This is a genomic window from Burkholderia sp. Cy-637, from assembly GCF_011753175.1.
GTDB lineage: Bacteria > Pseudomonadota > Gammaproteobacteria > Burkholderiales > Burkholderiaceae > Burkholderia > Burkholderia gladioli.
Genome location: NZ_VWWC01000060.1, coordinates 1 through 25,826, shown reverse-complemented (window position 1 = coordinate 25,826; position 25,826 = coordinate 1). Strand labels below are relative to the sequence as shown.

Here is a 25,826-nt window from a genome sequence, read left to right as displayed (position 1 = left end):
GCGGCCATGCGCAGGCTCACGCCCACCCACCGCGCCCGGCGCCAGCGCGGCATCGCGATCGTCACGGTGCTGCTGGTGGTGGCGCTGGCCGCCACGCTCGCGGCCGGCATCGTCTGGCGCCAGCAGGTCGCCACCCACGACGTGGAGAACCAGCGGCTCGCCACCCAGGCGATGTGGGCCGAGCGCGCCGCCGTCGAATGGGCGCGCGCGCAATTGCGCGCGCAGAACGCCACCTCCAACGTCACCTTCATCGGCCAACCGTGGTCGGTGCCGGTGGCCGACGTGCAACTGGCCGACTTCCTGCCGCCCGAGGCGATCGCCGTCAACGCCGACCTGTCGCGCGCCTGGATCTCGGGCAGCGTGGAGGATGCCCAGGCGCGCTTCAACCTGATGAACCTGGTGGCGCGTCCCGCGCCGAGCCAGCCCTGGCAGGTCAGCAGCACGGGCCTGCTGGCCTACCGGCGCCTGCTCGGCGCGCTGTCGCTGGACCCGTCGCTGGCATCGGCCACCGCCGATGCCGTGCTCGCCTCGCTGCGCCCCGCGCCGGGCGAAGGCGGCTGGCCGCTGCAGTTGGTCACCGTCGACGACCTGACGCGCATCCCCGGCTACAGCGCGCAGACCATCGCCGCGCTGGCGCCCTACGTGACGGTGCTGCCCGATCTGTCGCTGGTCAACGTCAACACCGCGCCCGAGCCGGTGCTGATCTCGGCGATCCCGACGCTCTCGCACAGCGACGCGCACCGGCTGGTCGAGCATCGCGGCACGGCCTATTTCGTCAATACCGGGGAGCTGGCGCTGTTCCTGCAGCCGGTGGGCGGCAACGGCACCCTGCCCGACGGCGCGCTGGCGGGCGTGAACAGCAGCTATTTCGTGGTGCATTGCCGGATTCACTCGCCGCGCCTGAACCTGCGGCTCGACACGCTGGTGGCACGCTACGGCGTGGGCGACTTCAGCTGGACCTCGGTGCTCTGGGTCCATCGCATCACGGCCTGAGCGAGGCGCCATCGCGGCTGCCCGCGCGACTGCCAGCGCGCTTGCCAGCGCGCTTGCGGCCAAACCGGATTCGCGCGCGGGCCGTGCCGGCCTGCCGCCGGCGCGGCGAGCTCGATACGCCGCCGCGCTTGCCCCGCTAGTTCAGAGGCACCTCGCCGAAACCGAGCGACTGCACGCGCTGCACCGCAGCGCCGCCCTCGAGCGACAGCCGGCTCACGCTGGTCTCGCGCACCTCGCCGAGCAGCCGGTTCCAGTCCTCGATCGAGACCAGCAGCGCGATCGGCCGGTTGTACTTGGTCACCATCACCAGCGCCTCGCCGGCATGGCGCAGCGCCTTCGAGGGATTGCTGCTGAAGTCGCGCGTGGCCATCGCGATGGTGCGCAGGTTGAACACGTTCGAGGCCAGGTCGTCGTTGTCGTCGTGCAGCAGGCGGTCGAGCGTGGCGGTGCGCAGCAAGGCCTGCGATTTCGCCGAGACGCGATGCTCGCGCCGGCGCCGCCGCTCGCTGCGCGGATCGACGTGATGCGCGAGCAGCCCGAGCAGGGTGCCGAGCGAGCCGATCGACAGATGGTCGTAGCGGCGCCACCAGGCCGGCGGCAGCGCGATCATCATGCCCGCGTAGGCGAGGCGCACGCCGGCCGCGACATGCAGGGGCAGGCGCTCGAGTTCGCGCACGTCGAGCTCGAGCTCGCCGGCCACCGCGCCCGTCATCACGCTGAACACGTTGTAGGCGGTCGCGACGATGCCGCGCGCGAGCGGCACCGCGCGGGCCGGCAGCTCGGCGTAGCGCGCGGCATCGAACACCGGCTCGACCGGCAGCGGCAGCGCCTCGCGCCAGCGCAGCCTGGCCAGCCGCATGAGGCGCGCGGCGTCGAGCAGGCCGGCCCCGGCATTGGTCAGCACGCTGACCGGCTCGACACCGGGCAGGCGCGCTCGCCACTCGATGCGACGCAGGCACATCGCGGCCTCGCCGATCGTCTCGACAGCCTCGTTCGTCACGCCCGGCATGTTGTCAGTCGCGGCCGGCGCGCCGGGCATCATGACGGCCTGCTCGTGGAGCACCCCGCCGTCGAACTCGCCGAGCTCGCGCGGCGCCTCGCAGGCCTGCCAGGCCGGCGCGCAGCCATGCTCGCGGATCAGGAACAGGCCGCCGCCGCGCGGCCAGCCCGACAACATGCCGGCCGTGCCGAAGCGGCCGTCGAGGATCCACAGCTCGCCCGCCTGCACCGATTCGAGCAGCGCCGCCACCAGCGCGCGCTCGTGCGCGCGGCCGCGCTCGCAAGGCACCAGGTCCACCACCATGCCGTATTCGGGATCGTAGACCGGCAGCACCGCCGGCAGCGCATCGGGCGGATCGCCCGCGAAACCATGCACGCAGCCGTCGGGGCCCGGCGTGCAGGCCAGCGAGGCCGGCATCGCGCCGCCGTCCAGCACCCGCACGCGCAAGCCGGCCGCCGCCTCGGCCCAGGCACCGGGCCGGCGCGCGGCGAGCGGCTGCAGCAGCGCGGCGCCGTCCCTGACCAGCGCGCGGCCCCAGCCCGCGCGCAGCCGGCTCATGCGGTCGTGCAGCACGGTCACGGCCGGCGCGAATTCGGGGGACATGGCGGGCGAAGGCGCGGCCGACATCGCCGGCGGCACGAAGCCGGCCGCCCCCGCCGGTGCCCGCGTGCCGGTGCCGATCGCCACCAGCGCATCGGCCACGCAGGCCAGCAGGGCCTCGCGCACCGGCTCGCGCTCGGCGTCGTCGTCGCTCTCGGCCGAGTCCAGCCATGGGTCGTCGACCGCGCACTGCATCACGAGCCGCGCCATGATCGCCATCGGGCTGTGTTCGACGAAGCGTTCCAACACCGTGCGTATCACCTGGTCACCTCTGCGTTATTGGGTTGGGGCGCCTCGGCTTGGCCGCGCGCGGCCGGCGCCACGGCGGCGGACTTGACGAGCGGCAAGGGAAGCACCAGCATCGAATGCGTTCCGGCGGCGCGCGATCGCGCGCGCCCTTGCGTGCCGTCCGGGCACGAGGCCCCCGCATGTACGTAGACCCTCGCGTGGCCCGTGGCCGCGCCCGATTCGAACTGAGCGGTTCGCCGCGGCTGATCGCCGAGGCACGGCGCTGGGAGATCAGCGACGTGATCACGCGCGCACTCGACGCCTTCGCCGGCGAACGCACGCGTCGCAACCTGATGCGGCTGCTGGCGCGCCAGGTCGCGCCACGGCTGGCGCGGCTCGGCCTGGAGCCCTATGTCGGCGCGCTCGACGCGCGCGAGGGCCTGTTCCTCGGCTTCGCGACCATGAGCGCCGAGCACGGCCTGCGCGAATTCGAATTGCAGCTGACGGTGCCCGACCTGGTGCTGCGCAGCTTCGCGAGCACCAGCATCCGCCCGCACGCGGTGGCGCGCTGCCTGCAGCGCAACGGCGTGATGAGCCTGGCGGAGATCGAGACCGAGACGCGCCTGGCCCTGGTGCTGGCGCGCGCGATCCGCTCGCTGGCGCTGGCCGAGCGCTGGCGGCAACTGGCCGTGCCCACGCCGCGCGGCCTGTTCGTCGGCGCGCTCGACGCGCACGACGAGGTGGCGCTGGCCACCTACCTGCGGCCCGGCGACAACCACCGGCCCTCGCGCTGGCAGGGCTACGCGGCGCTGTTCGCGGCCATGCCGGACTGGCAGGCGCGGCCGCTGCCGCCGGCCGGCGAGGTACTGCACTGGATGATCGACCATATCGTGGCCTTGCAGGCAAGCGCTGCGTTCGTCGAACGTTTTCCGTTCCTGCTCGAGCCCTATCGAAACGTCGACGACCCACTCGACGCCATGTGGTCCGCCGCGCGCACCGAAGCGCGCGACGGCGGACCGGCGCCAGACTGACCGCGTCGATGTCACCTCGTCCCCCCGACGTTACCGGCCATTGCCACGCGCGGCGGGCGGAACGCGGCAGCCCTTGCTGCCCCTCGCGTCCCCGCCCACCGCTGCACGGCCCTCGTATACCAGGTCGTATCGGCGCCGCCGAACCCGCAAACTTTCTTGCACCGGCTCGGGGCCGGGGCCATCCGGCGTTTCCATGTTGCAGGGCATCATGTCAGAATGACGGCGTTTCAAAATGCGAACCCCAGCGAGCCATAAGCGATGACGTTCACTCTCCGCCTGACCGCCCCCACCCTCAACGGCACTGCCTCGATCTGGTTCGCGGCCTATGCGCCGGGCTGGGGTTATGCCGCCTACGCACTGTCCGCCGACACGCTGCGCGAACGCCTCGGCGCCGCCGGCTCGCAGCCGCAGCAACTGCTGCTGGCCTTCGAACTGGGCCGGCAATGCCTGGTGCGCGCGATCCAGTCGCGGCTGCCCGCGCCGCCCGGCGTGCGCACCACGCTCACCCCGAAGGATCTCTGAGCCGCGAGCCGCATCGCGGGCCGCCGCCATCGTCGCGAACCCGCGTCCCGCGCCCCGCTCAATGCGCATCGTGCACGCCCAGCATGCGCAGGGCCGTCCATAACCACAGCACCTCGTGCATCGCCGCCGCGTGCGCGCCGCTGCGCGCGCACCAGCGCTCGCAGGCGATGAACTCGTCTTCCGCGCCATCCACCACGCGCAGCCACAGCAACCACCGGATCGCGCTGTCGCGGATGACCTCGTCGGTCCCCGCGCGCGCGTAGTCCGGCTCGTCCGATCCCAGGCCGATCGTCATCTTGCCGTCCCCCGACATGCGTTGTTCGCCGTCTCGTGCGCGCGCGCCGCACCAGCGCGCATGGCCCTCGCCGCGCCGGATCGGCGCGCGCGTCGCCGGGCCGCCTCGGAACGGCCGCGCGACAGCGCCTCTCAATCACAAGGTCGCTTCGAGCCGGGGCAAACCCGCAGAGGAATCGCGACGAGACGTCGTCGAGCGGCAAGGGAAAGAACCGGGGGATGAGGGAAAGACGGTGGGAGGGGAAGGCAGGCAGGATCGCCCCGGCATGCGCGGGCGATGACGCCGCGCATGCCGGCAAGCACGCTCAGCTGAGCAGCACGATATTGCCGGGCAGGCGCGTGATATGCGCGCCGTAGAGGCGCCCGAGCAGGTCGATCACGCTGTCCACGCGCGCGATCGGGAACTGCGCCTGCATGCGGTTCTCGCCCAGCGCGGGATTGCGCAGGATCACCTTGCCGGGACGATAGCGGTTGATCTGCTCGACCACGTCCGACAGCGGCACGTCGTTGAACACCAGCACGCCACGGCGCCAGGCCGTCACGGTGCCCATGTCGGCCCGCGCCACGGCTTCGACGCGACGCTCGTCGTAGCTCACCTGTTCATCGGCGTTGAGCGTGCGTCGCCCGCCCGGATGCTCGAGCGAGACCGTGCCCGACAGGCAGGTCACGCAGACCTGGCCGTCGGCACGGCGCACGTTGAAGCGCGCCACCGCCGCCTGCAGGCGGCCGCGCCCGGCCAGCACGGTCACCGGCCGCAACGGCTCGACGCGGCCCGGCACCGGCGCCGCCGCGTCGATCTCGGCCTCGCCCGATACCAGCTCGATGCCTTGCGCATCGTTCGAGGCGATCATGTCGACGCGCGTCTGCGTGTTCATCTCCACCGTCACGCGCGAGGACAGCGCGATCTGGCGCTGCTCGCCGGTGCCGGTGCGGTAGTTCGCGGCCAGGTCACCCAGCGAGGGCCACAGGCCGAGCGGCGGGCGGATCGCCAGCCACGAGGCGCCGGCCGCCACCGCGAAGCCGACGAAGGCGCGCCGGCCGGTGCGCATCGCGCGCTCGCGCCTTGCCACGCCGGTCCAGGCCGTGCCGCGCGCGCGGTCTTCCTCTGCGATCTCAGCGGCGGCGACACGCAATGCGCCCCAGGTCTCGCGCAACTGGCCGGCGGCCTTGGGATGCTCGGCCGACCAGCGCTCGAAGGCGTCGACATCGGCCGCGCCGGCCTCGCCCGAACGCAGCCGCAGCAACCAGGCGCTGGCGGTGTCGTGCGCGTCGTTGGCGGGGTCAAGCTCTGTGCTCATCGTCGATGCTCAAAATTTACGGGGGCCGCCGCGCGAACCCGGATACGAATCACCTTCCTCCTGCATGCGCTGCAGGCAGTACTTCATCGCCGCGCTCAGCTCGCTCTCCACCAGCCGCAGCGAGATGCCGAACTGCTCGGCGATCTCGCGATTGAGCAGCCCGTCGACGCGCGCGGCCACCAGGATCGCGCGGCGCCGCGGCGTGAGCCCGCGCAGCACCTCCTTGAGCGTCTCGACCTTGCGGCGCGCCGCCACGATCCGCTCCGGATCGGCCACCTCGTCGGGCACCTCGAGCACCGCCTCGACATCGTCGTCGTGCAGGTGGCGCCGCTCGCGGCGATGCTGGTCGATCGCCACATTGTGCGCCATGCCGATGATGTAGGCGTCGGCATTGCCGACCTGGCTCGAGACGTTGGCGTTTTCCAGCCGCAGCCAGGTTTCGTGCAACGCGTCGGCGGCATTGTCCTTGGAGCCGGTGGCGCGCTCGAGGCGCCGCACCAGATGCGCGTAGCGCGAGGCGATGAGCTTCCTGAGGCCCGCGCGGGAAGTGTCGGACATGGCCGCCTAGTTCCCGGAGGCTGCCGAGGGGCAGCGGAAATGCACGCCCTGGCCGATCGGGCGCAGCAGGATCGTGATCGGCTGCGGCAGGTCCGCCGGGGGCGCGATGTCGAGCCGCAAGGTGCGCAGGGCTCGCAGGATCGCCATATCGCGTGCGGCCGAACCGCTCGATGCCACTTTGTTGACCGCCACCACCGCCCCCTTTTCGTCCATGCGTACTTGCGCCACGAATCGATAATCGCCCGGCACCGCCGCCGGCTGCGCGCAAAGCGCCTCGATCAGCCCGGCCTGCAGGCTGCCGGCGAAACTGCGGCGCTCCTGCGAGCCGTCCACGCCATCGATCGGCAGCGCGCCGTCCGGCGTGCCGTCGGCCGGCGCCTGCGCCACGCGCCCCGGTACCGGATCGGCGACGATGATCGCTTCGTCCGGCTGTGTGAAATCGGCCTTCAGGCCGGTCCCCGCCAGCACGCGCTGCAAGGCCTCGCGCGGCGGGTAATCCCCCGTCAGCGCCGTGCTGATGCGCCCTTCCAGCAGCGGCGCCGGCGCCAGCACCACCAGCTCGGTGACCTTGGCGAAACTCTGCAAGGCCCGCGCCAGCGGCTGCGCCGGCAGCTCGAAATGCACGACGGCGCCGGCCGTTCGCGGCGCCGGCGCCGTCTGGGCGAACCCCTGCCGGGCGGGCCATGCCAGCCACAGCATCAGGCAGGCAAGCAGCGCATAGCGCCCGGTCGGCGTCCGAAAACGTGTCATGTAACCCTGGCCGGATGAGGAATGGCGTGGTCGACGCCCGCCTCGATTCGGCGCCGCGAGCCCGTTGATCGGCCCCGCGGCGATCGGACGTCTCATTGTGCGCATCGCGTGTGACAGTCCGGTGACCCATGCACGCGCGCGAAGCAATCGCCGTGCCGCCGCCACGATTCAGCGCGCGGCGGGCGCCAATCGCCCGGCGGCGCGCGACGCGACGCGCCGCCGGCTCACGGCCTGCGCACCATGAAATTGCCGATGCCGGTCGACACCACCTCGAGCCGGATCGAGTCCGAGGACAGGCTGATGGTGATCGGCGCGTCGATGCTCTCGTCGCCGATCACCACGCGCGGCACCGACTTGCCGCCGTCGCTGTAGCGGATCGCGACGTCGGTCACCTCGCTGCCCCAGCGGCGCGGCCGGAACAGCTCGTCGCCCATCGGCACCCAGGCGCCGGCCTCGGTGCGCTGCAGGAAGCGGTAGCCGCCGCCGACCGGCTGCCAGGCGATCGGCAGCGCGCGCACCTGCGCCTCGTCGCCGGCCGATTCGAGCAGGCTGGCCAGGCGCTGCGCATCCTCGGCCAGTTCGCCGCGGCGGTTGCGGGTGGGCGCGAGCGTGACGGCCGCCACCAGCAGCCCCGCGATCAGCAGCACCACCAGCATCTCGATCAGCGTGAAGCCGGCCTCGCCGCGCCGGCCATGCACCCGGCGCGGGCGTTCGCTGCGACGGCCGAGGTCGGCATCGTTGCCCGCCGCGCCGGCCCGGCCGCCGGCACCATGACGCAATCGGTTCATCCCGGCCTCGTCGCTCACTGCACCATGTTGTTCAGCTCGATGATCGGCATCATCACCGCCAGCACGATCACCAGCACCACGCCACCCATCGCCAGGATCAGCAGCGGCTCGAGCAGGCTGGTGAGGAACAGGGTCTTGCGCTCCAGCTCCCGCGATTCGCCTTCGGCGGCGCGGTCGAGCATGGTGGTCACGTCGCCGGTGGCCTCGCCCGAGCGGATCAGGTGCACCAGCACCGGCGGAAAGGTCTTGGTATTGCCGAGCGCGCGCGACAGCGAGGTGCCCTCGCGCACGCGCACGATCGCGTCGTCCACCAGGGTGATCATGGCGCGGTTCGAGAGCGTTTCGCCGGCTGCCTGCAGCGCGCGCAGGATCGGCACGCCGGCCGCCGTGAGAATGCCCAGCGTGCTGGCGAAACGCACCGTGTTGTAGCCGCGCACCAGCTTGCCGATCAGCGGCGCCGTCAGCGACCAGGTATCGAAGGCCAGGCGCGGCGCGGGCCGCGACAATATCTTGCCGACCAGGAACGCCAGCGCCGCCACGCCGGCCAGCGTGGCCCACCACCAGTGGCGCACGAAGTTCGACAGCGCCAGCATCACGATGGTCAGCGTCGGCAGTTCCTGCTTGGTGCTGGTGAACACGTTCGCCACCTGCGGCACCACATAGCTGAGCAGGAAGGTGACGATGCCGAAGGCGATCATGGTGACCACCGCCGGGTAGGTGAAGGCCAGCACGATCTTCTGCTTGAGCGCATTGCTCTGCTCGATGTAGTCGGCCAGGCGCGACAGCACCAGGCCGAGCTTGCCGGTGTGTTCGCCGGCCGCCACCAGGGCGCGGTAGATCTCGGGGAAATCGTTCGGGTGCTGCGCGAGCGCGTTGGCGAAGGTGTGGCCGCCCACCACCTCGGCACGGATCGAGGCCATCAGCTCGCGCAGGTAATCGCGCTCGGCCTGCTCGCTCAACACCGTCAGCGATTCGCTGAGCGGCAGCCCGGCGGTCAACAGGCTGGCGAGCTGGCGCGTGAGGACCGCCTGCTCGCGCTGCGAGAGCTTGCGGCCCAGCGCCAGGCGCCGCTTGCGATCGCCCTGCCGGCGCGAGGCGGCCGCCTCGACCACCAGCGGCGTGAGGCCTTGCGTGCGCAACTGGCCGCGCCCGGCGCGGGCGCTGTCCGCCTCGAGCACACCCTTGAGCGTGCGGCCGGAATGATCGATCGCTTCGTAGCGGAATGCCGACATGTCTCGTCCTTCGATAAGGCAGGTCACTTCGATGAATGAAGCCGCCCGATGCGAAGGCGGAATCATCGGGCGAGATTAAGCAATCAACCGGCGCAGATTTATGACGGATGTTGGGCTACCTTTTTTCTCGGAGATTCGATTCACGGACCAGAAACGATGTGGACGCATTCAATTCCAATATTCAATCGATTCATCCCGTCACGAAATGAAATCACATCGCCCAATTCCCCGGGATGATTATCGAGATCGCCGCCTCATGACCGATCCATATCCAGATAGCGGGACATCCGCATACGCCGGGAATGCTCCGTAACATTCGACACGAAACTGCCTCGCGCCTGCGCTAGCACCGCGCCGCAAGGCATTCCGGCGAACACGGGCACCACCATCGGAAATAAAAACGATTACATGCAGAACGCATTTCCGGATATTCGGATATTTTTACCAAGCCGATATAAATGCGCTCGCAAACGATTACGACGACCAAAATGTTACGCACCTTCTGCTATTAAAAATTCACACTCGATTTTACAAATTCACACTACAGTTCTTCCGCGGCATCACACACGTCTGGCCGCAGCAAGCAACAGCAGTCTCCATTCATTCATGTTCAGGGGAATTCGCATGAAGTCCAGCAAGCGCAAGATCTGCCAGGTTCTGGCTCTCGTTGTGTCGGGCCTCGGTGCTTCGGCCGCCATGGCCGCTCCGGTTATCCAAGGTGGCGGTTCGTCGCTGGTCGCTCCGACGATCGGCGCGGAAATCACCTCGTTCGGTACCGGCGTTGGTGCGTTCACGTATTTCTCGGTGGGTTCGGGTGCAGGCCAAAGCGCGTTCCTCGGCAACCAGCCGACGTTCTTCGGCGCCGGCGTGACCGGCACGGTCGACTTCGCGAACAGCGACGCCGCCCTGCTGTCGGCCCAGATCGCCAGCTACAAGACGGGCCTCGGCGCCACCAACGGCCCGCTGATCCAGGTTCCGTACATCGTCACGCCGATCGCCTTCCCGATCGTCAACAACGGCCAGTCGATCACCAGCACGACCACCCCGCAAACCACGCCGGGCCAGGCTCACAGCATCGCGCTGAACGACGACGACCTGTGCGGCATCTTCTCGGGCAAGCTGAGCAACTGGAACCAGGTCATCAATCCGGAAACGGGTTCGGCCTATCCGAACAGCGCCCCGATCTCGGTGATCTACCGCACCGACGGCAGCGGCACGACGGAACTGCTGACGCGCCATCTGGCAGCCGTCTGCACGACCGGCAACACCGCCGCCGGCGTGACGTTCAAGGACTCGCTGACCTTCACGGATTCGTTCCCGGCCGGTATCCCGGCGGCGCCCGCGTTCATCGGCGCGAGCGGCAGCGGCGGCGTGCGCACCGCCCTGACGAACTCGTCGACGGCCGCTGTCGCCTACCTGAGCCCGGACTACACCAACACGTTCCTGGCTCCGTCGAGCTCGGTCGTGACGGCTGCCGGCGCGGCGCAACTGCAAGTGGCCAGCGTCAAGAACACGGCCAACGGCGTGTACTACGCACCGAACTACACGAACGCCACGCTGGCGCTGGGTACCGCCTCCGTGCCGACGGGCAAGCCGGGCGCCTCGAACCAACTCAACTGGGTGCCGGCTGCCGGCAACCCGTCGACGGGCTACCCGGTCTCGGGCACGAGCCAGATCATCCTGAGCCAGTGCTACAAGGATCCGAACGTCACGACCGCCGTTCTCAGCTTCCTGAACGACCACTACACCGACGCCGGCTACGCGGCGACCGTTCACGGCAATGGTTTCGACACGGTTCCGTCATCGTTCCTGACCGCGATCCAGGCCGACTTCCTGGGCAACTCCAGCGGCTTCAACCTGAACATCGGCAACGCCAGCGTCTGCACGGGTTCGGTGGTGGGTCGCTAAATCCGCCTCCGAGGGCCGACAGCCACTCGCGCGGCAACCGAAACCGCGCCTCGAGGCAACTCGAGGCGCGGTTTTTTTCGCCACGCCCACGCTGATCATTCATCCCGAACACCGACTCGGGTCATTCAAGGTGGCAGTCTGACGTCTACGGATTCGGCCGGCGGCACGACTCGAGCCCGTGTCCTCGATGCGCACGACAGCAGCGCATTCGCAAAGCGCCGTCAAACACGCACGCCGAACTTCTCACGCGCGACTCGGGCTTCGGACCAGTCATGGTCCCGACGATCCAGCCGGCCACGGCCAACCAATCGAACCGCGAATACCGCCACCGGTCGGCAACCCCCGAACGGGCTATCGCGACTCGAAATGACTGCCCGAACAACACGGGCGACTTCGTTCCGAACATGGGTATCCCAAGCGTTTGCTCCGATTCCATCCCAGGTCGGTGAAGATAAAAAAAACCGCCGCGATTCGCGGCGGTTTCATCGACGCTCACATCCTCATATCTTGCCCAGCCGCGCTCGCTCCTCTGCCGTCAAGGCTGCGCGTTGCGCCGCGCCCTCCTGCCGCCCGAAGCCGACTACCGATACCGAATTCGAGGAATCGTAGCTGACATCGCTACGCCGGCGTTTTCGCGCATCGTCGTTGCTGTCGCCAAACCCCTCGACCTGCACGGAAATCGTCCAACGACGAACACCACCGCCCGAAGCGTTGTTCCTGGCCAGGTCCTGCGCCATCTGGCTGGCCGCCGACGCCGCCGAGCTGGCCGCGCTCAAGGCGCCGGTGTTGACGGATTGGATCACCGGGATCCCGGTCGACTGCCCCGTCACCTGGATGTTGTCGGCATTGAGCACGCGCAAGGCAGCGACGTTGATGTTGCCGGCGCGAATCCCCGCATCGCCGGCATCGACGGTGCCACGAGGCGCGATCAGGTTGATCGTGCCGATCGGCACACCCGGAATGCTCTGCAGCGTGGCGATACCCGCCCCGGTCACCTCGCCGCGCGCGTCGACGGTACAGTAGTGATTCGCATCGCAGACATACTGCGGCGCCGGCGTATCGGCGGAGGATTTCGCGCCCTTGCCGGCATTGATGTCGCCGTTCGAGCTCCAGATCGTCATGTCGCCGCCCTGCTCGGTGAACACACGGCTCTGGGCCAGCAGCAGACTGCGATCGGTGAAGATGTCGACATCACCCTTCTCGAGCGTCAGGATACCCATCGAGCCCGGCCCGACGGCAACCTTGCCCTGGTTGTCGATCAGTTCCGGCGGCGCGGAGGTGCTGCCCACCAGCGCCTGGCCTCCCGGTCCGAGGATCGACACATTGCCGCCCTGCTGCGTCTGGATCGTGGTGTTGCGAATATCCAGGTCGCCCGTCTGGATCAGTTGGTTCGCGCCATTGCTGCCGCCGGTCAGGTTGTTTGCCGTATAGCCGAACGACGCCGGAAACAGGGTGTTGATGGCGTCGAAACCCCGCGCGTACTTCTGGTAGAACGGGCTCGCCGGGTTGTTGTAGTCCTCGCCGACGCTGGTCAGCACGCCGAACAATACCTGCTCGGCAAACAGTTGCCGGACATGGACAGGCAGCGTCTGGAACACATTCCAGGCCTGTTCGGCCGTGAGTTGCGTCGGCACCGGCCGATCCTTCACCAGCCCCGTGTCCACCACCTTCCCCGCCTGGTATTGCTCGACGAACGCGATCAGCGCCGGTGTCGTATTGGCACTCACCGCCGTCGCACTGGCCGGATCGATGTAGCTTGCCGAGAATGTCGGCAAGTCCACGCCCGGGCCGACGCCGAACAGGACATTGACGTTCGCGCTCTCATGAGGCAAGAACGGATTGAGCGCGTTGCCGACCGCATCGATGCCGGTGTAGGTCGCGCCATTGAACGAATGCGCCGAGAATGCCTGAACCAGGTTCGCCAAGGGTCCGATGTTGCGTCCCGCCTCCACGTCGAGGGTGCCGGGGCCGCCCAGCACGATTGCCGGGGTGACCGGATTGGAATTGTTTGCCGGCAGAGGCGTGTCGTAGATATCACGCCCTGCCAGGATGCGCGTGATATCGGAAGTCCTCAGGTTCTGCCCCTGGAATGACAGGTTGACGATGTCCTGGCCGGCCTGGATCAGTGCCGGCTTGTCGACAGCGATCACGGTCATGTTCTGGTAAAGCTGAGCGCCAGTTCCGGCCAATGGCGTGCCGTCCACGATCGAGCCGTTCAGGCTGTAGATACGCACCGGCTCGGTGTCGTCCGCATGCAGGCTGGACGTGTGCGCGGCCAGGTTCGTCTGGGTCAGCAACGGCACGTCGACGAACGGATTGGCCGGCGACGGCATGGCGGCAGGATTGCTGTCCAGCATGCCGAAAACATTGGCTAACTGGTTCGAATTGAGGATGGCGGCGTTGCTCGAGATCGAAATCGACTGATCCGCCAGCAAGGAGAGATTGCCCGTCGGCGAAGGCGCGAGTTCACCGCTGGAAGCGATCGTGATGCCGCCATCGAATGCCGTCAGATCGACGGTGGAAGGCAACACGAAGGACATGTCATTGAGGCCGGGCTGTGACGGTGCCACCCGGCCGCCGCCAATGAACGAGAGATTCGTCATCGTGCCGAGCGCCACGTTACCCGTGGTCGATGCGACGTCGACACGCGAATCCGTGGAGAATCCCTGCGCATCCGGAAGAATGGCGTAAGCCCCGGACTGCGCACCGATTACATAGGAAGGATCGACGATCTTGCCGATGTCCGCGCCCTGGCGTGCCGTCACGTCCAGCGTGGCGTCCTGCAGTGCCAGGATGGTCGACACATTGACGGGCGGTTGGCCGCTGAAAGTCGCTGCCACCGAGAAGTCCGGCGCGATCTTTCCACCAGATGCAATCGTTCCGGTACCCTTGGCGACGAAATACGTGCCGCTCAGAATGTCCCCGCCGGCCCTTACCGTCAGGTTTCCTCCACCGACGGTATTGACGGTCGGGCTATCGGTATTCGCATTGGAGAGCCACCAGGTGGTGGGCAGCGACACCGATAGATCGCGGATGTCGCCACCCGCCGTCACGGCGACATTGCCGCCGACACTCATCACGCCTTGGTCGAAGCCGCCGAAATTGATCGAGGTCTGGACCGTCTGTGTCACCGGGCTGATTGCCCCGACCGAACCAGTGGGATTACCAACCTGCATCCACTGCCACCAGAACTGGGCGAGGCTGCTGCCCTTGGTGCCCGTCACCGCTCCGGTCGTATCTGTCAACTGCTCGGCGCCGGTAATGCTTCCCAGTGCATTCAGACTGATATCTCCCGCCGAATCCGGATTGACCGTTGGCGTCACGAAGATGTCCGGATAGCTGATCGCACCGCTTGCCGCCGGATGTGCGATTGACGCTGATGCGTTGCCGCTGGGCGCGCCTGCTACCGGTGTTCCCGCGGTGTAGATGACACCCGGCACCAGCAAGGTGGTGGCATCGGGCACCTGCGTGGTGTCGTATAGCGAAATGTTCCCGGATGCCGCGATATCGATCGAACCCGTGCCGGTCCGGATCATCGTCGGCGCCAGCAATTGCAATCCGTTGCTGTCCAGATAGCTCGTATGGCCGTCAAGAACCACACTGCCGCCCGAATCCACCGCAGCAGCCCGAGGCGCCAGCAAGGCCAGCGGATTCGCGCTGGCATTGTCTGCACCCGCCACGATGCGCAACGAACTGCTGCTGCCTCCTGCCAGCGAGGCCGACAATAGCGGAAGTGGATTGCTTGCCACCGCGGCGGGCGACGGCGTGTTGTCGGTCACGCTCGGCAAACTGATTGTCGGCGTACCGATTACCGACACCGCCTGAACCGTCGGCGCGACGAGCACCTGGAGCGACGGCACCGTGGTCGCATGCTGCTTGAACCAGTTGGCGAGTGCCGTGTAATAAGTCTCGTAGTCGTGCAGATAGATCAGGTAGGAACCAGGGTCCGCGGCCTGTTGTGCTGCCGACGGCGCAGTCGGTGCAAGCGGTTGACCGGGCCGGAAAACGCCTACGGAGTTGAGCTGACTCATCGTCTCGACAATGTCGAAATCGCGTCCCGGCGTAATGATGGCAGCCAGCGCAGGATCGGATGAGGTCAGATAATTCGCGTAAGCCGAATACAAGGCGTAATACTCGGCGATTTCATCGGACGTGCCTCCGCTCGGCTGCCCGGGCCCTGACGACAAGCCTCGTCCCGACCAATAGCTGAGCCCGTAACCCGCTCCGTAGTTAGCGCCGTAGCTACCCGACGCTTCGTTGAACAGCGTCGACGTCGCGCCGTACGACGACAGCGGCGGCACGGTAATCGACCCGCCGCCGCCCGTCGGATTGGCGATCTGGAAGAACCCATCGCTCAGGCTGGCCTTGACCTTGACGTTGTTCTCGGCCCGCAGCGTGATGACCGGCGCCTGCCCGTCGAAGCGGTAGTCCAGATTGCTTGCCGACGCCCCCGAACCCAGGTTCCAGTTGCTCAGCACCGAGATATTGCCGCCATTGATCGCGGGGCTGGGATTGTCGAGCTCGATACCCGGCACCGTGGTCGCGTTGGCAACGCCTGCCGCCACCAGCGGATTGACGAGCGTGTCGAGCCCGTGCTGAACGAACCCCATCAAGGTGCCCGGCGCCGCGGCGCTGGCGTCGCCGTTCTGATACCCGTAGAAGCTCTCGTGATCCGCGTTCGCCGCCGTCGGCGCGAAGTACATGTTCGACAAGCCACCGAAACCGATCGCGGCGTCGCCGTTCTGCAATTGCGCCTGGGTCAGCGTCGCCGAAACGCCGCTCGAGTTATTCGTCACCTTGCCGCCGCCGTCGCCATTGGCATCCGGCGTGAAGCTGAACGAGGTGCCGTTCGCGTCCTGCGCCGTGAAGGTCCCCGCCAGCAGGTTCCCCTTGCTGTCGAACCAGCCCGACGGATCGATGATGCCGTCGAAGTGCTGCGCGCCCGTGGTCGCATCGGTGGTGCTCCACACCGCATAGGCTTCCAGCGAGGTCGCGCGCGAGCCGACGATGCCCTTGCCGTGCGCCGTGTCGAAACCGCCGGCCGGCATGATCAGGTTGACGGTGCCGTCGGCCAGCAGCGGCGCGCGGAAGCTGACCGTGCCGCCCGACAGGCCGCCCGCGGTGCCGCCCGATACGTCGATCAGGGCACCGGCGCCGAGCCGGATCGTGCCGGCCCGGGTCGGATCGATGTTCTCGTAGCCGTAGGTGGCGTTGTAGGGATTGGCCTGGTTCGGATCGAACACGCCATTGGTGCCGATCACCACCTTGCCGCCGCGCTGGTTCGGATCCGAGCCGCGCGCCAGCAGCGTGCCCTCGAGGTCCACGCCGCTGTGGCCGAACAGGTCGATCTCGCCGCCGGCCGTGCCCGAGGCGTCGATGGTGCCGAGGATGTTGACGTTGCCGTTCGCGGTATCGGCCGCGTTGCCCGCGCCGCCGTCGGCGTTCAGCGAGACCGAGCGCGCCGTCAGCGTATTGCCGGCCGACAGCGTCAGGTTGCCGGTCTTGGTATGGATGTTGAGCGCGTCGTTCACGCCGCTCACGGCCAGCGTGGCCGCGAAGGCATCGAGGTCGAGCGCGCCGCCGGTGTTCAGCGCCAGCGAGCCGCCCGTGTAGCCGCTGGCCGCGCCGCCCTTGAGGGTGCCGTTCAGGTTGACGGTCTGGTCCGGCGCGGAAAGCGTCAGCGAGCCCGCCGCGCCGCCGCCGTTCGCGCCCGAGAAGTCGAGCGTCGAGCCGGCCTGCACGTCCACCGTGCCCTGGTCGGCGATCAGCGAGATGTTGCCGGCCGGCGCGTAGGCCGTGACGTCGAAGAAGGTCTTCGACACGCCGGCCGAGCTGACGGTCGAGCCGTTGCCGATCGTCAGCTTGCCGCTGCTCGCCTCGAGCGTGGCGTTGCCGGCCGGCGCGAGGATCGTCGCGCCGTTGTCGAGCAGGGTGCCGCCGACGAAGTCGATCGCCCCGCCCAGCGCCGTGCGCGACAGCGCCGTGCCCGGGCCGGCGTTCAGCGTCAGCGTGCCGGTGGTCTTGATGGTGGCGTTCGAGCTCGTGTCCGCCAGATAGACCGGCGCGTTCAGCGTGACGGGCACCGCGCCGAAGTCGAAGCTGCCGGTGCCCTGCCCGGCGATCCCCTGGCTGGCCGTCATGTCGACCTTGTCGAAGCCGCTCAGGTTCTTGCTGCCGGTGCCGAAGTCGATTTCCCCCGCATTCACCGTCAGCGAGCCGCTGCCCGCCACGGCCGTGGCGCTGGTGGCGCCGGCCTCGTTGGTGAAGGCGATCCGCGGCGCGTCGAGCGTGACCTGGCCGCCGTCGCTGCTGAAGGTGCCGGCGCTCAGGTCGACACTGTTGCCGAAGCTGGCCGTCACGTCGCCGAGGAAGGCCATGTTGCCGTAGCTGCGCAGCGTCACCTGGTCGGCATTCGCGAACTGCGCGAGGCCCGCCGGGCTGATCACGAAGCCGGGCAGGTCGGCGATCGCGCCGCCGGTGGCATTGGTGAAGGTGATCGCCGAGCCGTCGACGGTGATCGCATGGCCCGACAGCACCGCGCTCGGATCGACCTTCAGGTCGCCCGACGAATCGATCAGCAAGGCCTGGCCGCCGGCGAGCGTGGCGCCCGCGCCGACCGTCAGCAGGCCGCTGCCGGTCGAGCCGGTGCGCGTGAGTCCCACCGAGGCGCCGTTCGAGACGCGCAGCAAGGCGCCGTCGCCGGCGATCGTGATCGGCTGGTCCTTGGCGGCCGGGTAGCTGCCGTTCGCCACGATCGAGGCGCCCGCGTCGATGCGCAAGCCGTTGTCCGCATTCGGATCGGTACCTCCGGCATCGGACTTGGTGACCAGCAGGATCTCGGGGCCCGTGAGCGAGCTGCCGCTGTCGTTGGATACCACCACGCTATTGGCGATCGGCGTGATGGTGATGCCGCTGGCGGTGGCCGAGCGCGTGCCGCCGATCAGCAGGCTGCCGGCGCCGAGCGTGTCGAGCCCCTGAGCGTCGATCTGCAGGTAGCCGGCCAGCGCGCTGCTGCCGTTGCCGGTGATCTGGATGTCCTGCGAGGCGATGTCCACCTCGGCCGGCGCGCCGCCGGGGCCGGCCGCCGCGTTCAGCGCCGCGCCCAGCGCCAGCGACCTGGTGGCGGCCAGCACCAGTTGGCCGCCGTCCACCGGCAGCGGCGGGGTGACATTGCCCTTGCTGGCGGCCAGCGAGGTGAAGAAGCTGTTCGCGCCCGTCAGCGTGTATTGCGAATACTGTTGCCAGACCGCACCCGACTGCACGTCGAACAGGGTGGGCGAGGCACTGCGGCTGCCCGTCACCGAGTTGGCGAAGTAGCCGGCCGTGACCACGGTGTCGTCCGGCAGGCTCATGCTCGCGCCCGGGGCGGACGTCCCCGAGGTGCTCGCCACCGTCACGCGGTACGCGCCCGGCAGCGTGGCGTACTTGGCCGGCAGCAGCGTGTAGTAGCCGGCCGGCAGGCCCGGCACGCCGGACAGATAGACCGACTTGCCGAGCGCGTCGCCCATGCCGGCCTGGCCCAGGCCGAGCGTGGCGGTGGTGGTGCCGGTCGCGCTGCCGGCGCTCGACGGCTGCGTGGTCTGCGCGAAGATCGGGTCGTAGGCGGCCACCGGCTGCTGCGTGCCGGGCAGGATCGCGTAGACGTTCGATCCGCCGACATTGGTCGGCACCGCGGCGCCCGCCGACGAGTTCGCATAGCTGACCGTGTATTGCGACAGCACGTCCCGCGTGCCGCCGGTGCCGGGCACCCACTCGGCGGCCTGCAGGTCGCCGCCGCCCGACAGGTCGATAGTCGCGCCGGGGGCGAGCGACACGTTGCTGCCGTTCACGCCGATGTACTTGGCCGGCGGCGCGCTCAGGTCGACCGCCTGCGAGCCCACCACCGGCGTGTATTGCCACTCCACGCCGTCGACGGTGGTGCCGTAGGGAATCACCATCCCGCCGTTCGATACCGAGGTCACGCTGCCGCTGGTGAGGCGCACGGAATCGGTGGCGACCAGTTGCGGCAGGTTGCCGAACAGCGCCTTGGTCGCGCTGTCGGTCGGATCGCCGACGCCGAGGATCAGCGTGCCCGAGGGCACGCGCACCGTGCCGCCCTGCACGATGTCGGTGGCATCGACCAGCAGCGAGCCGCCGGCCGACAGCGGCGTGCCCGACGTGCCGTTCGAGGCGAACGTGACGGTGGTCGGCAGCGGCTTGCCGGTGCCGGCATCGACGGGGCCGACCGCATCGATGATGTAGGTGCTGCCGGTGGCCGGATAGAGATCGGCCGCCGTGAACGTCAGGTTGCCCGGCGAATAGAGCACGCCCGGGCTGAACGTGTTGCCGGTGCTGCCGAGCTTGTTCGAGCTGAGGCGGATGTCGCCGCTGCTGCTGAAATTCGACTGGCCGAAGTTGTTCAGCTGGATCTGGTTCGACAGGTCGATGAACGAGGCATTGATGTCGAGGCGCGCGTTCGACAGCGTCGCGACTGGCGCGAACGCAGGCGCATTCACGTCGTTGGGCGTGCCGATCAGCCCCACGTAGGGCGCGTCGATCTCCACCCTGGTACCGATCGCCGGCTGGTTCGGCTGATCCAGCATGGTGGCGATCACCGTTTTCGGTGCCGCGCCGCCGCTGGGCTGTTGCGCGGGCGTCGAGAGCAGCGTCGAGAGCTGGTCCATGCCGATCGCGGCGATGCGCTCGGTATTGAGGATCACCGAACCCGGCAGCGAGAGCTTCACGTCGCCGGCGAACACGATGGGCGGCGTCGCCGATTGCAAGGTCGATGCCGCGCCGTTGCCGAGCACCAGGTTCGCGATGCCCGAACCATCGAGACGGTCGGCGGCGAACTGGATCACGCCGGTCGGCGTGCCGATCGGCAACCCCGTAGTCGGATCGATCGCCTGGCTGAAGTCGCCGCCCGGCGCGAGGCCGGCCGGCGTCAGCTCGCCGTCCTGGCGGATCACCAGCGCCGTGGCGCCCGCGTCGCTGTTCTGCCTGGGCAGGATCGTCAGGCTCCCCCCCGCCGCTTGCGGCGCACCGCCATGAGCTTCCAGCGTCGCGTCGGCGAACAGGCCGTAGCCGGCCGCGAAGGTAATCGATCCGGCGTTGCTCCAGATCGGCTGCGAGGCATAGCTGCCGTTCGCCTGCAGGGCGTCGAAGCTGGCGACGCTGCCCGACACGTCGATCACCGAGCCTGCCTGCGCGACCACGTAGCCGTTGTCGCTCGACAGCGTGACCGAGCCGCCCGGCAGCACCTTGCCGGTATCGGGCTGGAGCGTCGACGAGCCGATCTTGACCGGCGCCGCGAGCGGATTGGCCAGCGCCACGCCGGACACGTCGAGCAGCGCATCCGGGCCCAGCCATACCGAGCGGGTATTGCTCAGGCCGCCGCGGTTCGACTGCCCCGGCAAGGCGGCCGCGTCGACGCCGCCGCCGGCGTTCAGCGTGATCGAGCCGCCCGGCGCGATGATCGAACCCAGCACCGTGACCTGCTGCGACGAGCCCAGCCCGATGCTCGCGCCCGCGTCGGCGACGATCGAGGCGCCCGCCGACAGCGTGACGGCACCGGTGACGCCGGCATAGGCCGGTGCATCGCCGCTGGTGGTGACCCACGAGGCATCGCCGCCGCCCGTCATCACGAAGCTGGTGGGCTGGCGATGGTAGGCGTCGAGCGTGCCCGAGCCGGTCAGGCCGCCGCTGTTCAGATTGGCGCCGGTCGCGGCATGCTGTAATGCCGCCACGTCGGGGATCAGGTTGCGCTGCGTCACCGTGAGCGTCGTGCCGGGCGCGATGGTGGCATCGTAGAGCGCGTTGAGCACGTATTTGCCGAAACCCTGCTGCGAGAAGAAGCTCGCCGGCAGCGTCATCGCCCATGACGGCGCCGAAGACGGATCCCCGCCGATCTGGAAGCCGAGCGCCTGGATGCTCAGCGTGCCGCCGCCCGAGAAACCCTGGCTGAGGATCGTGCCGTTCATCAGGATATGGCCATGGGTCGGCTGGTTGACCGGCAAGGCCGGCCCACCGTCGCTGGTCTGGCCGAACGGCGGTTGCGGCGCGTAATAGGTCATCAGCGCCAGGCTGCCGCCCTGCCCCTCGGGAATCCCGTTGCTGGTCAGCAACTGGCCGTTGGACTGGATCTCGCCGCCGCCCGACACGTCGATCGTGCTGCCCTGCTGCAGCACGATCGAGCCCGAGGTATCCGTGTGCTGGCTGTCGTTCGCGCTGTTGGCGCGCGAGGCCAGCGTGATGCTGCCGCCGTTGAGGTACTGGCTGCTGCCCGGCGTCGTGTCGGGATCGGCCTGCACGTCGTTGTTGATCCACTGGCCCGCCACGCTCAGCGTCGCCTGAGGGCCGACCACGATATCGCCGCCGGTGATGATCGAGATCTTGCCGCCCGGCGCGATCAGGCTGCCCAGCACGTTTGCCATGCCGCTGGGCGCCTGGTTGTTCAGCGAGATCGAGCCGCCCGGCTGCAGCGTCAACTGGGTGCCTTCCGCCACCACGAAGCCGGCGCCGGAGGTCTTGTCCTCGGTGACGTTCAGGTTCGAGAAGCCGCCCTTGTTCAGCGTATCGACCGGCACCACCGTGGTCGCCAGCAGGTTGTTCGGATCGGTGGGCGCCAGGGCGCCGAGCGCGGCGGCATCGAGCGCGGTCGACACCGAGAAGTTCGGCGACAGGTCGTCGAGCTGCGGCGCCTGGTCCTGCAGCACCACCAGCCCGCTCTGCCCGGACACCGCCGCGGTGCCGTTCCAGGTGCCGTTGACCAGCGAGGTCTTGAGCGCCGGGTCGGCGCCCAGGTTGAAGGTGCCGCCGGACGGCAGGTCGTTGCCCTGCGTCTGCTTCGAGCCGCCGAAGGCCTGCGCGCTGATATCGCCGTCGAGCACCGTGCCGGCCACCGAATAGATGTCGAGCGTGCCGGCATTGCCGCCGACGATGAATTCCGGCTGGTACACGCCGCCCGTCTGCATCGGGTTGTACCAGGTCTTGGTGATGCCCCAGCGCGGGTGCGACTCGACGAACTGGCCGGCGATGCCGACATAGGTGTCGTAGGGGCTGGCCTGGCCGATCGGCACGATCGCGCCGTTCGAGTCGACCAGCCGCGTGGTGTTCACCATCCCGCCGTCGTAGTGGACGTAGCCGCCGTTCAGGTTCATCGACGAGCCGGCCGCCGTCATCACCTCGTTGCCCGACAGCACGATGGTGCCGCCGTTGGTCAGCAGCTGGTCCACCGTGCGCGGCATCAGGTTCACGTAGCCGGCCAGGTTCAGGATCGGGCTGCCGACCCATTGCACGCCGTCGCTGCGCGTGCCGCTCAGCGTGCTGTCCACCACCACGTCCTTCAGGCCGAACAGGAAACCGTCGCGCAGCAGCGGCGAATCGGCCAGTTCGTTGCCGCCCAGGCGGTCGACCGTGAGCAGGATGCTCGAGATCGGCAGCTCGACATTGGCGAGCCCGGACACGTCGATGGTCGCGCCCTGGTCGAGGTAGATCCGGCCCGGCACCGCGCTCTGCGCCAGGTCCGCCGTGTAGCTGAGGCCGGCCAGCGAAGGCGTGAGCGCCGAGACCGACACGGTCGAGCCCGGCGCCTCGATCATCGAGCCGCCCTGGAACCAGACCGAGCCCGCCGTCATGGCGATGCTGCCCGGCGTGAACGTGACGCCCGGCGTGGAGGTGGCGGTCTGGCCGTTGTTGTCGGGCAGCACCGCGGTGACCGAATCCGGGCCGAAGCCGAGCAGGCCGGCGCGATGCGCGACCAGGCCCCCGCCGCTGGCATCGAGCGTGACTTGCGACAGCCCCGTGTAGGCCGCGCCGAGCGGATTGTTCGACTGGTATTCGTCGACCGTCGAGATGGTGATGGTGCCCGGCGTGTTGACGCTGGTGGTCACGCCCACCACGCCGTTCTGGTCGACCCGGCCGCCCAGCAGGCTGACGTTGCCGCGCGAGGCCTGGATGATGCCGGTATTGACCAGCGAGCCGACCGGCGTGATGTCGGAGGACGCGCCCGTCTGCGGGTTGTAGAGCGAGATCGAGCCGCTCAGCTCGGGCAGCAGCAGTTGCGGCTGCGCGGAATTCGGCTTCAGGCTCACGCCCACCCCGGCGGCCAGGATCACCTGCCCGTCGGTGGCCGAGATGCTGCCGGCATTGTTCACGTTGGGCGCGGCGATCATCACGAAGCCGCCGTCGCTGGCGGTGCCGTTGGCATGCGTGGTGATCGAGGCGCCCTGCTCGATGGTCACGTCGCCCCAGGGCTGGTACTGGCTGGCCGAGCTCAGGTTGACGTTGTTGCCGAGCCCGAGCACCTCGTTGGGAATCGAGGTGTTGCCGCTCACGTTGCCGCTGCTGCCCGCCTCGTTGGCGGCCAGCCCGCCGGTGCTGCCGGCGGCCGAAGCGAGGAACTGCCTGTTGCTCGCCACGATCCCCGCCGCGTCCTGCGCGAGCGTGCTGTCGGCCACCACCGGCACCTGGTTCAGCAGGGTCTGGTTGTAGTCGTTCATGTTCAGCAGGTCGAGCGACGAGGCCACCAGCGAATGCACGTTGACCTGCGAGCCCGCGCCGAACAGCACGCCGTTGCGGTTGATCACGTAGACGGCGCCCTGCGCCGTGATGCTGCCGAGGATCTGGCTGGGCCGGCCGCTCGGGTCGATCACGCGGTTCAGCACGGCCCAGTTGTTGGCGCCGTTGGTCTGGGTGCCGCCCGACTGGTCGAAGCTCAGCGTGGTCTGGCGGCCGACGTTCATGGTCTGCCAGGTCAGCACGGCGTTCTGCGCGGTCTGCTGGACGTCGACGCTCACATGGCCGTTGGCGTCCACGCTCTGCGCCGGCGCGTTCGCGTTGATCCACAGCACCGGGTTGTTCGGGTCGGACGAGGCGCCCGCCGCCACCTGCAGGCCGCCCGGCGCCAGGCCGTTCGGCACGTTCGAGGCGGCACCGGCGGCCGCCGCGGCGGCCGCGTGCTGGGCGGCGATCTGCGCGGCGATCGCCTGCGCGGTGTAGCCGAGGTTGCGGATCGAGGGCTGGCTGGCCTGCAGCGCGGCCTGCGGCGACATGCCGAGGTTGGTGGTGGCGCCCAGCCCGGCCACGCCGGCCGCGCTGCCCGAGGGGCGCGGCATGGCCGCGCCGAGATTGACCAGCCCCGCGTGCGCCTGCGCCGACACGCCGGCCGCCAGCAGCAGCGCGATGGCGCGGCAAACCGGACGCAGGTCCGATCTGGGGACGGCGCGCGAGAGCGTCCGGTCGTGTTGTCGTGCTGTGCGTGCGTTTGCTGCCATCCCTCACCCCGAACCCGATAGATTTTGTGCGTGGCGCCTGAGGCGCCGATCCCGTCCCCGGCCTGTGCCCGTCACGAAAAGACAGACGACCGGAATCGAGCAAACATACGAATCCCGCGTGGCGCCTCGATGGCGGGTGTTACGGACCTTTCCGGGTGAGCCGGAATGGTCCGTAGCTTTTGTCACAGACGCCCGCCCGGCTCAGCCCGCGCCGCGGCTGGCCAGATGCGCGGCCAGCGCCGCGCGCACGCGCTCGACCACGGCCGGCCAGTCGCCGGGCCGCGGCTGGCGGAACAGGGTCGCGTCGGGATACCAGGGGCTGTCCTCGCGATCGAGCAGCCAGCGCCAGTCGGGCACGCGCGGCAGCAGCAGCCACAGCGGGCGGCCCAGCGCGCCGGCCAGGTGGGCCACCGAGGTGTCGACGCTGATCACCAGGTCGAGCGCGTCCACCAGGGCGGCGGTCTCGGCGAAATCGGCCAGCGAGGCGCCGAACTCCAGCACGCCGCTGGCCGCGAAGGCTTCGGCATCGCGCGGCCGCACCGCCGGCTGCAGGCTGACGAAGCAGGCGTCGAGCGACAGCCAGGGCGCGAGCATCGCGAACGGCATCGAGCGGTTCGCGTCGTTGGCGTGGCGCGGGTTGCCGGACCAGGCCAGGCCGATGCGCATCCGCCCCGGCGGCGCGACGGCGTCGAGCCGGCGCGCCCAAGCCTCGCGGCGCACCGGCTCGGCGTGCAGGTAGGGCGTGGCGGCCGGCACCGTGTCGAGCGTGGTGCCGAACGCGTGCGGCAGGCTCATCATCGGGCACTGCAGGTCGAAGGCCGGCAGCGGCTCGTCGTCGGCGAACACGCGGCTTACGCCGCGCAGCGTGCCGAGCAGGCCGACCAGCGGCGCGGGTGCCTCGACCAGCACGGTCGCGCCGCGCGCCGCGAGCAGGCTTGCGTAGCGGCAGAACTGCAGGGTGTCGCCCAGGCCTTGCTCGGCGTGCAGCAGCAGCGTGCGCCCCGCCGGCGAGGCCGCGCCGTCCCAGGCCGGCCGTTCGGCGTGACGGCGCGTCAGCGCGGTATCGGTCGCGCGCCAGCGCGCCTCGTGGCTGGCCCAGCCGCGCTCGAAATCGCCGCTTTGCAGATGGAAGAACGCCTCGCTGCGCAGCACCTCGCCGTGATGCGGATCGAGCCGGCGCGCCAGCAGCAGGTCGTCGAGCGCGGCCTGGTGACGGCCGACCTGCTGGCGCGCCAGCGCCCGCGTGAGCAGCGCACGCGCCGTATCGGCCGGCACCGCGGCCGCCTCGGCGTGGGCGGCCAGCGCCTCCTCGTAACGGCCCAGCACTTGCAGCGTCAGCGCGCGCTGCGAGAGCAGCTCGGCCTGCGGGCC

13 protein-coding genes are annotated in these 25,826 nt (G+C 69.2%); 4 read left to right on the top strand and 9 right to left on the bottom strand.

The window, feature by feature from the left end; translation table 11 throughout:
* The first annotated feature begins 6 nt into the window (after positions 1 to 6).
* Complete coding sequence (gene gspK, locus F3J10_RS17380; RefSeq protein ID WP_167242600.1) at positions 7 to 993, top strand: type II secretion system minor pseudopilin GspK; 987 nt, start codon at positions 7 to 9, stop codon at positions 991 to 993.
* Positions 994 to 1,129: 136 nt separating this feature from the next.
* Here gspK and F3J10_RS17375 read toward each other — a convergent pair whose 3' ends face one another.
* Positions 1,130 to 2,842, bottom strand: coding sequence for a type II toxin-antitoxin system Phd/YefM family antitoxin (locus F3J10_RS17375; protein WP_345791216.1), 1,713 nt, complete (start codon positions 2,840 to 2,842; stop codon positions 1,130 to 1,132).
* 179 nt (positions 2,843 to 3,021) lie between these two features.
* On the opposite strand from F3J10_RS17375, the gene F3J10_RS17370 reads away from it, so the two are divergent.
* The gene (locus F3J10_RS17370) at positions 3,022 to 3,852 is read left to right on the top strand and encodes a hypothetical protein (protein ID WP_167242599.1); all 831 of its coding nucleotides are present in this window, start codon (positions 3,022 to 3,024) and stop codon (positions 3,850 to 3,852) included.
* Positions 3,853 to 4,110: 258 nt separating this feature from the next.
* The gene (locus F3J10_RS17365; protein ID WP_167242598.1) at positions 4,111 to 4,374 is read left to right on the top strand and encodes a hypothetical protein; all 264 of its coding nucleotides are present in this window, start codon (positions 4,111 to 4,113) and stop codon (positions 4,372 to 4,374) included.
* Between the two features lie 58 nt (positions 4,375 to 4,432).
* Here the strand turns inward: F3J10_RS17365 and F3J10_RS17360 are convergent, their stop codons facing one another.
* The 6 genes from F3J10_RS17360 to gspF all read right to left on the bottom strand — a co-directional run bounded on the left by F3J10_RS17360 (position 4,433) and on the right by gspF (position 9,294).
* Positions 4,433 to 4,687, bottom strand: a complete 255-nt coding sequence (locus F3J10_RS17360; protein ID WP_240155620.1) for a DUF4880 domain-containing protein — start codon at positions 4,685 to 4,687, stop codon at positions 4,433 to 4,435.
* A 286-nt stretch (positions 4,688 to 4,973) separates the two neighbouring features.
* Positions 4,974 to 5,966 (bottom strand): FecR domain-containing protein, encoded by a 993-nt coding sequence (locus F3J10_RS17355; protein WP_167242597.1) that lies wholly within the window; start codon positions 5,964 to 5,966, stop codon positions 4,974 to 4,976.
* 9 nt (positions 5,967 to 5,975) lie between these two features.
* Positions 5,976 to 6,524, bottom strand: coding sequence for an RNA polymerase sigma factor (locus tag F3J10_RS17350; protein WP_167242596.1), 549 nt, complete (start codon positions 6,522 to 6,524; stop codon positions 5,976 to 5,978).
* A gap of 6 nt (positions 6,525 to 6,530) precedes the next feature.
* A complete protein-coding gene (locus tag F3J10_RS17345) occupies positions 6,531 to 7,421 on the bottom strand; it encodes a secretin and TonB N-terminal domain-containing protein (protein WP_345791215.1) in 891 nt (296 codons plus the stop codon).
* Positions 7,422 to 7,498: 77 nt separating this feature from the next.
* Complete coding sequence (locus tag F3J10_RS17340; RefSeq protein WP_167242595.1) at positions 7,499 to 8,062, bottom strand: GspH/FimT family pseudopilin; 564 nt, start codon at positions 8,060 to 8,062, stop codon at positions 7,499 to 7,501.
* Positions 8,063 to 8,076: 14 nt separating this feature from the next.
* Entirely contained in the window at positions 8,077 to 9,294 is a 1,218-nt protein-coding gene (gspF, locus tag F3J10_RS17335) for a type II secretion system inner membrane protein GspF (RefSeq protein WP_167242594.1), read from the bottom strand.
* Positions 9,295 to 9,918: 624 nt separating this feature from the next.
* On the opposite strand from gspF, the gene F3J10_RS17330 reads away from it, so the two are divergent.
* The gene (locus tag F3J10_RS17330) at positions 9,919 to 11,202 is read left to right on the top strand and encodes a substrate-binding domain-containing protein (RefSeq protein ID WP_167242593.1); all 1,284 of its coding nucleotides are present in this window, start codon (positions 9,919 to 9,921) and stop codon (positions 11,200 to 11,202) included.
* A gap of 500 nt (positions 11,203 to 11,702) precedes the next feature.
* Here F3J10_RS17330 and F3J10_RS17325 read toward each other — a convergent pair whose 3' ends face one another.
* Positions 11,703 to 24,455, bottom strand: a complete 12,753-nt coding sequence (locus tag F3J10_RS17325) for a filamentous haemagglutinin family protein (protein ID WP_167242592.1) — start codon at positions 24,453 to 24,455, stop codon at positions 11,703 to 11,705.
* Between the two features lie 201 nt (positions 24,456 to 24,656).
* Positions 24,657 to 25,826: glycosyltransferase family 9 protein (locus F3J10_RS17320; protein WP_167242591.1), on the bottom strand; the 1,170-nt coding region annotated here is incomplete at its 5' end.

Coding starts and splice junctions, on each gene's coding strand:
- gspK (WP_167242600.1), top strand. CDS start 7: ATGCGCAGGCTCACGCCCACCCACCGCGCCCGGCGCCAGCGCGGCATC.
- F3J10_RS17370 (WP_167242599.1), top strand. CDS start 3,022: ATGTACGTAGACCCTCGCGTGGCCCGTGGCCGCGCCCGATTCGAACTG.
- F3J10_RS17365 (WP_167242598.1), top strand. CDS start 4,111: ATGACGTTCACTCTCCGCCTGACCGCCCCCACCCTCAACGGCACTGCC.
- F3J10_RS17360 (WP_240155620.1), bottom strand. CDS start 4,687: ATGTCGGGGGACGGCAAGATGACGATCGGCCTGGGATCGGACGAGCCG.
- F3J10_RS17355 (WP_167242597.1), bottom strand. CDS start 5,966: ATGAGCACAGAGCTTGACCCCGCCAACGACGCGCACGACACCGCCAGC.
- F3J10_RS17350 (WP_167242596.1), bottom strand. CDS start 6,524: ATGTCCGACACTTCCCGCGCGGGCCTCAGGAAGCTCATCGCCTCGCGC.
- F3J10_RS17340 (WP_167242595.1), bottom strand. CDS start 8,062: ATGAACCGATTGCGTCATGGTGCCGGCGGCCGGGCCGGCGCGGCGGGC.
- gspF (WP_167242594.1), bottom strand. CDS start 9,294: ATGTCGGCATTCCGCTACGAAGCGATCGATCATTCCGGCCGCACGCTC.
- F3J10_RS17330 (WP_167242593.1), top strand. CDS start 9,919: ATGAAGTCCAGCAAGCGCAAGATCTGCCAGGTTCTGGCTCTCGTTGTG.
- F3J10_RS17325 (WP_167242592.1), bottom strand. CDS start 24,455: ATGGCAGCAAACGCACGCACAGCACGACAACACGACCGGACGCTCTCG.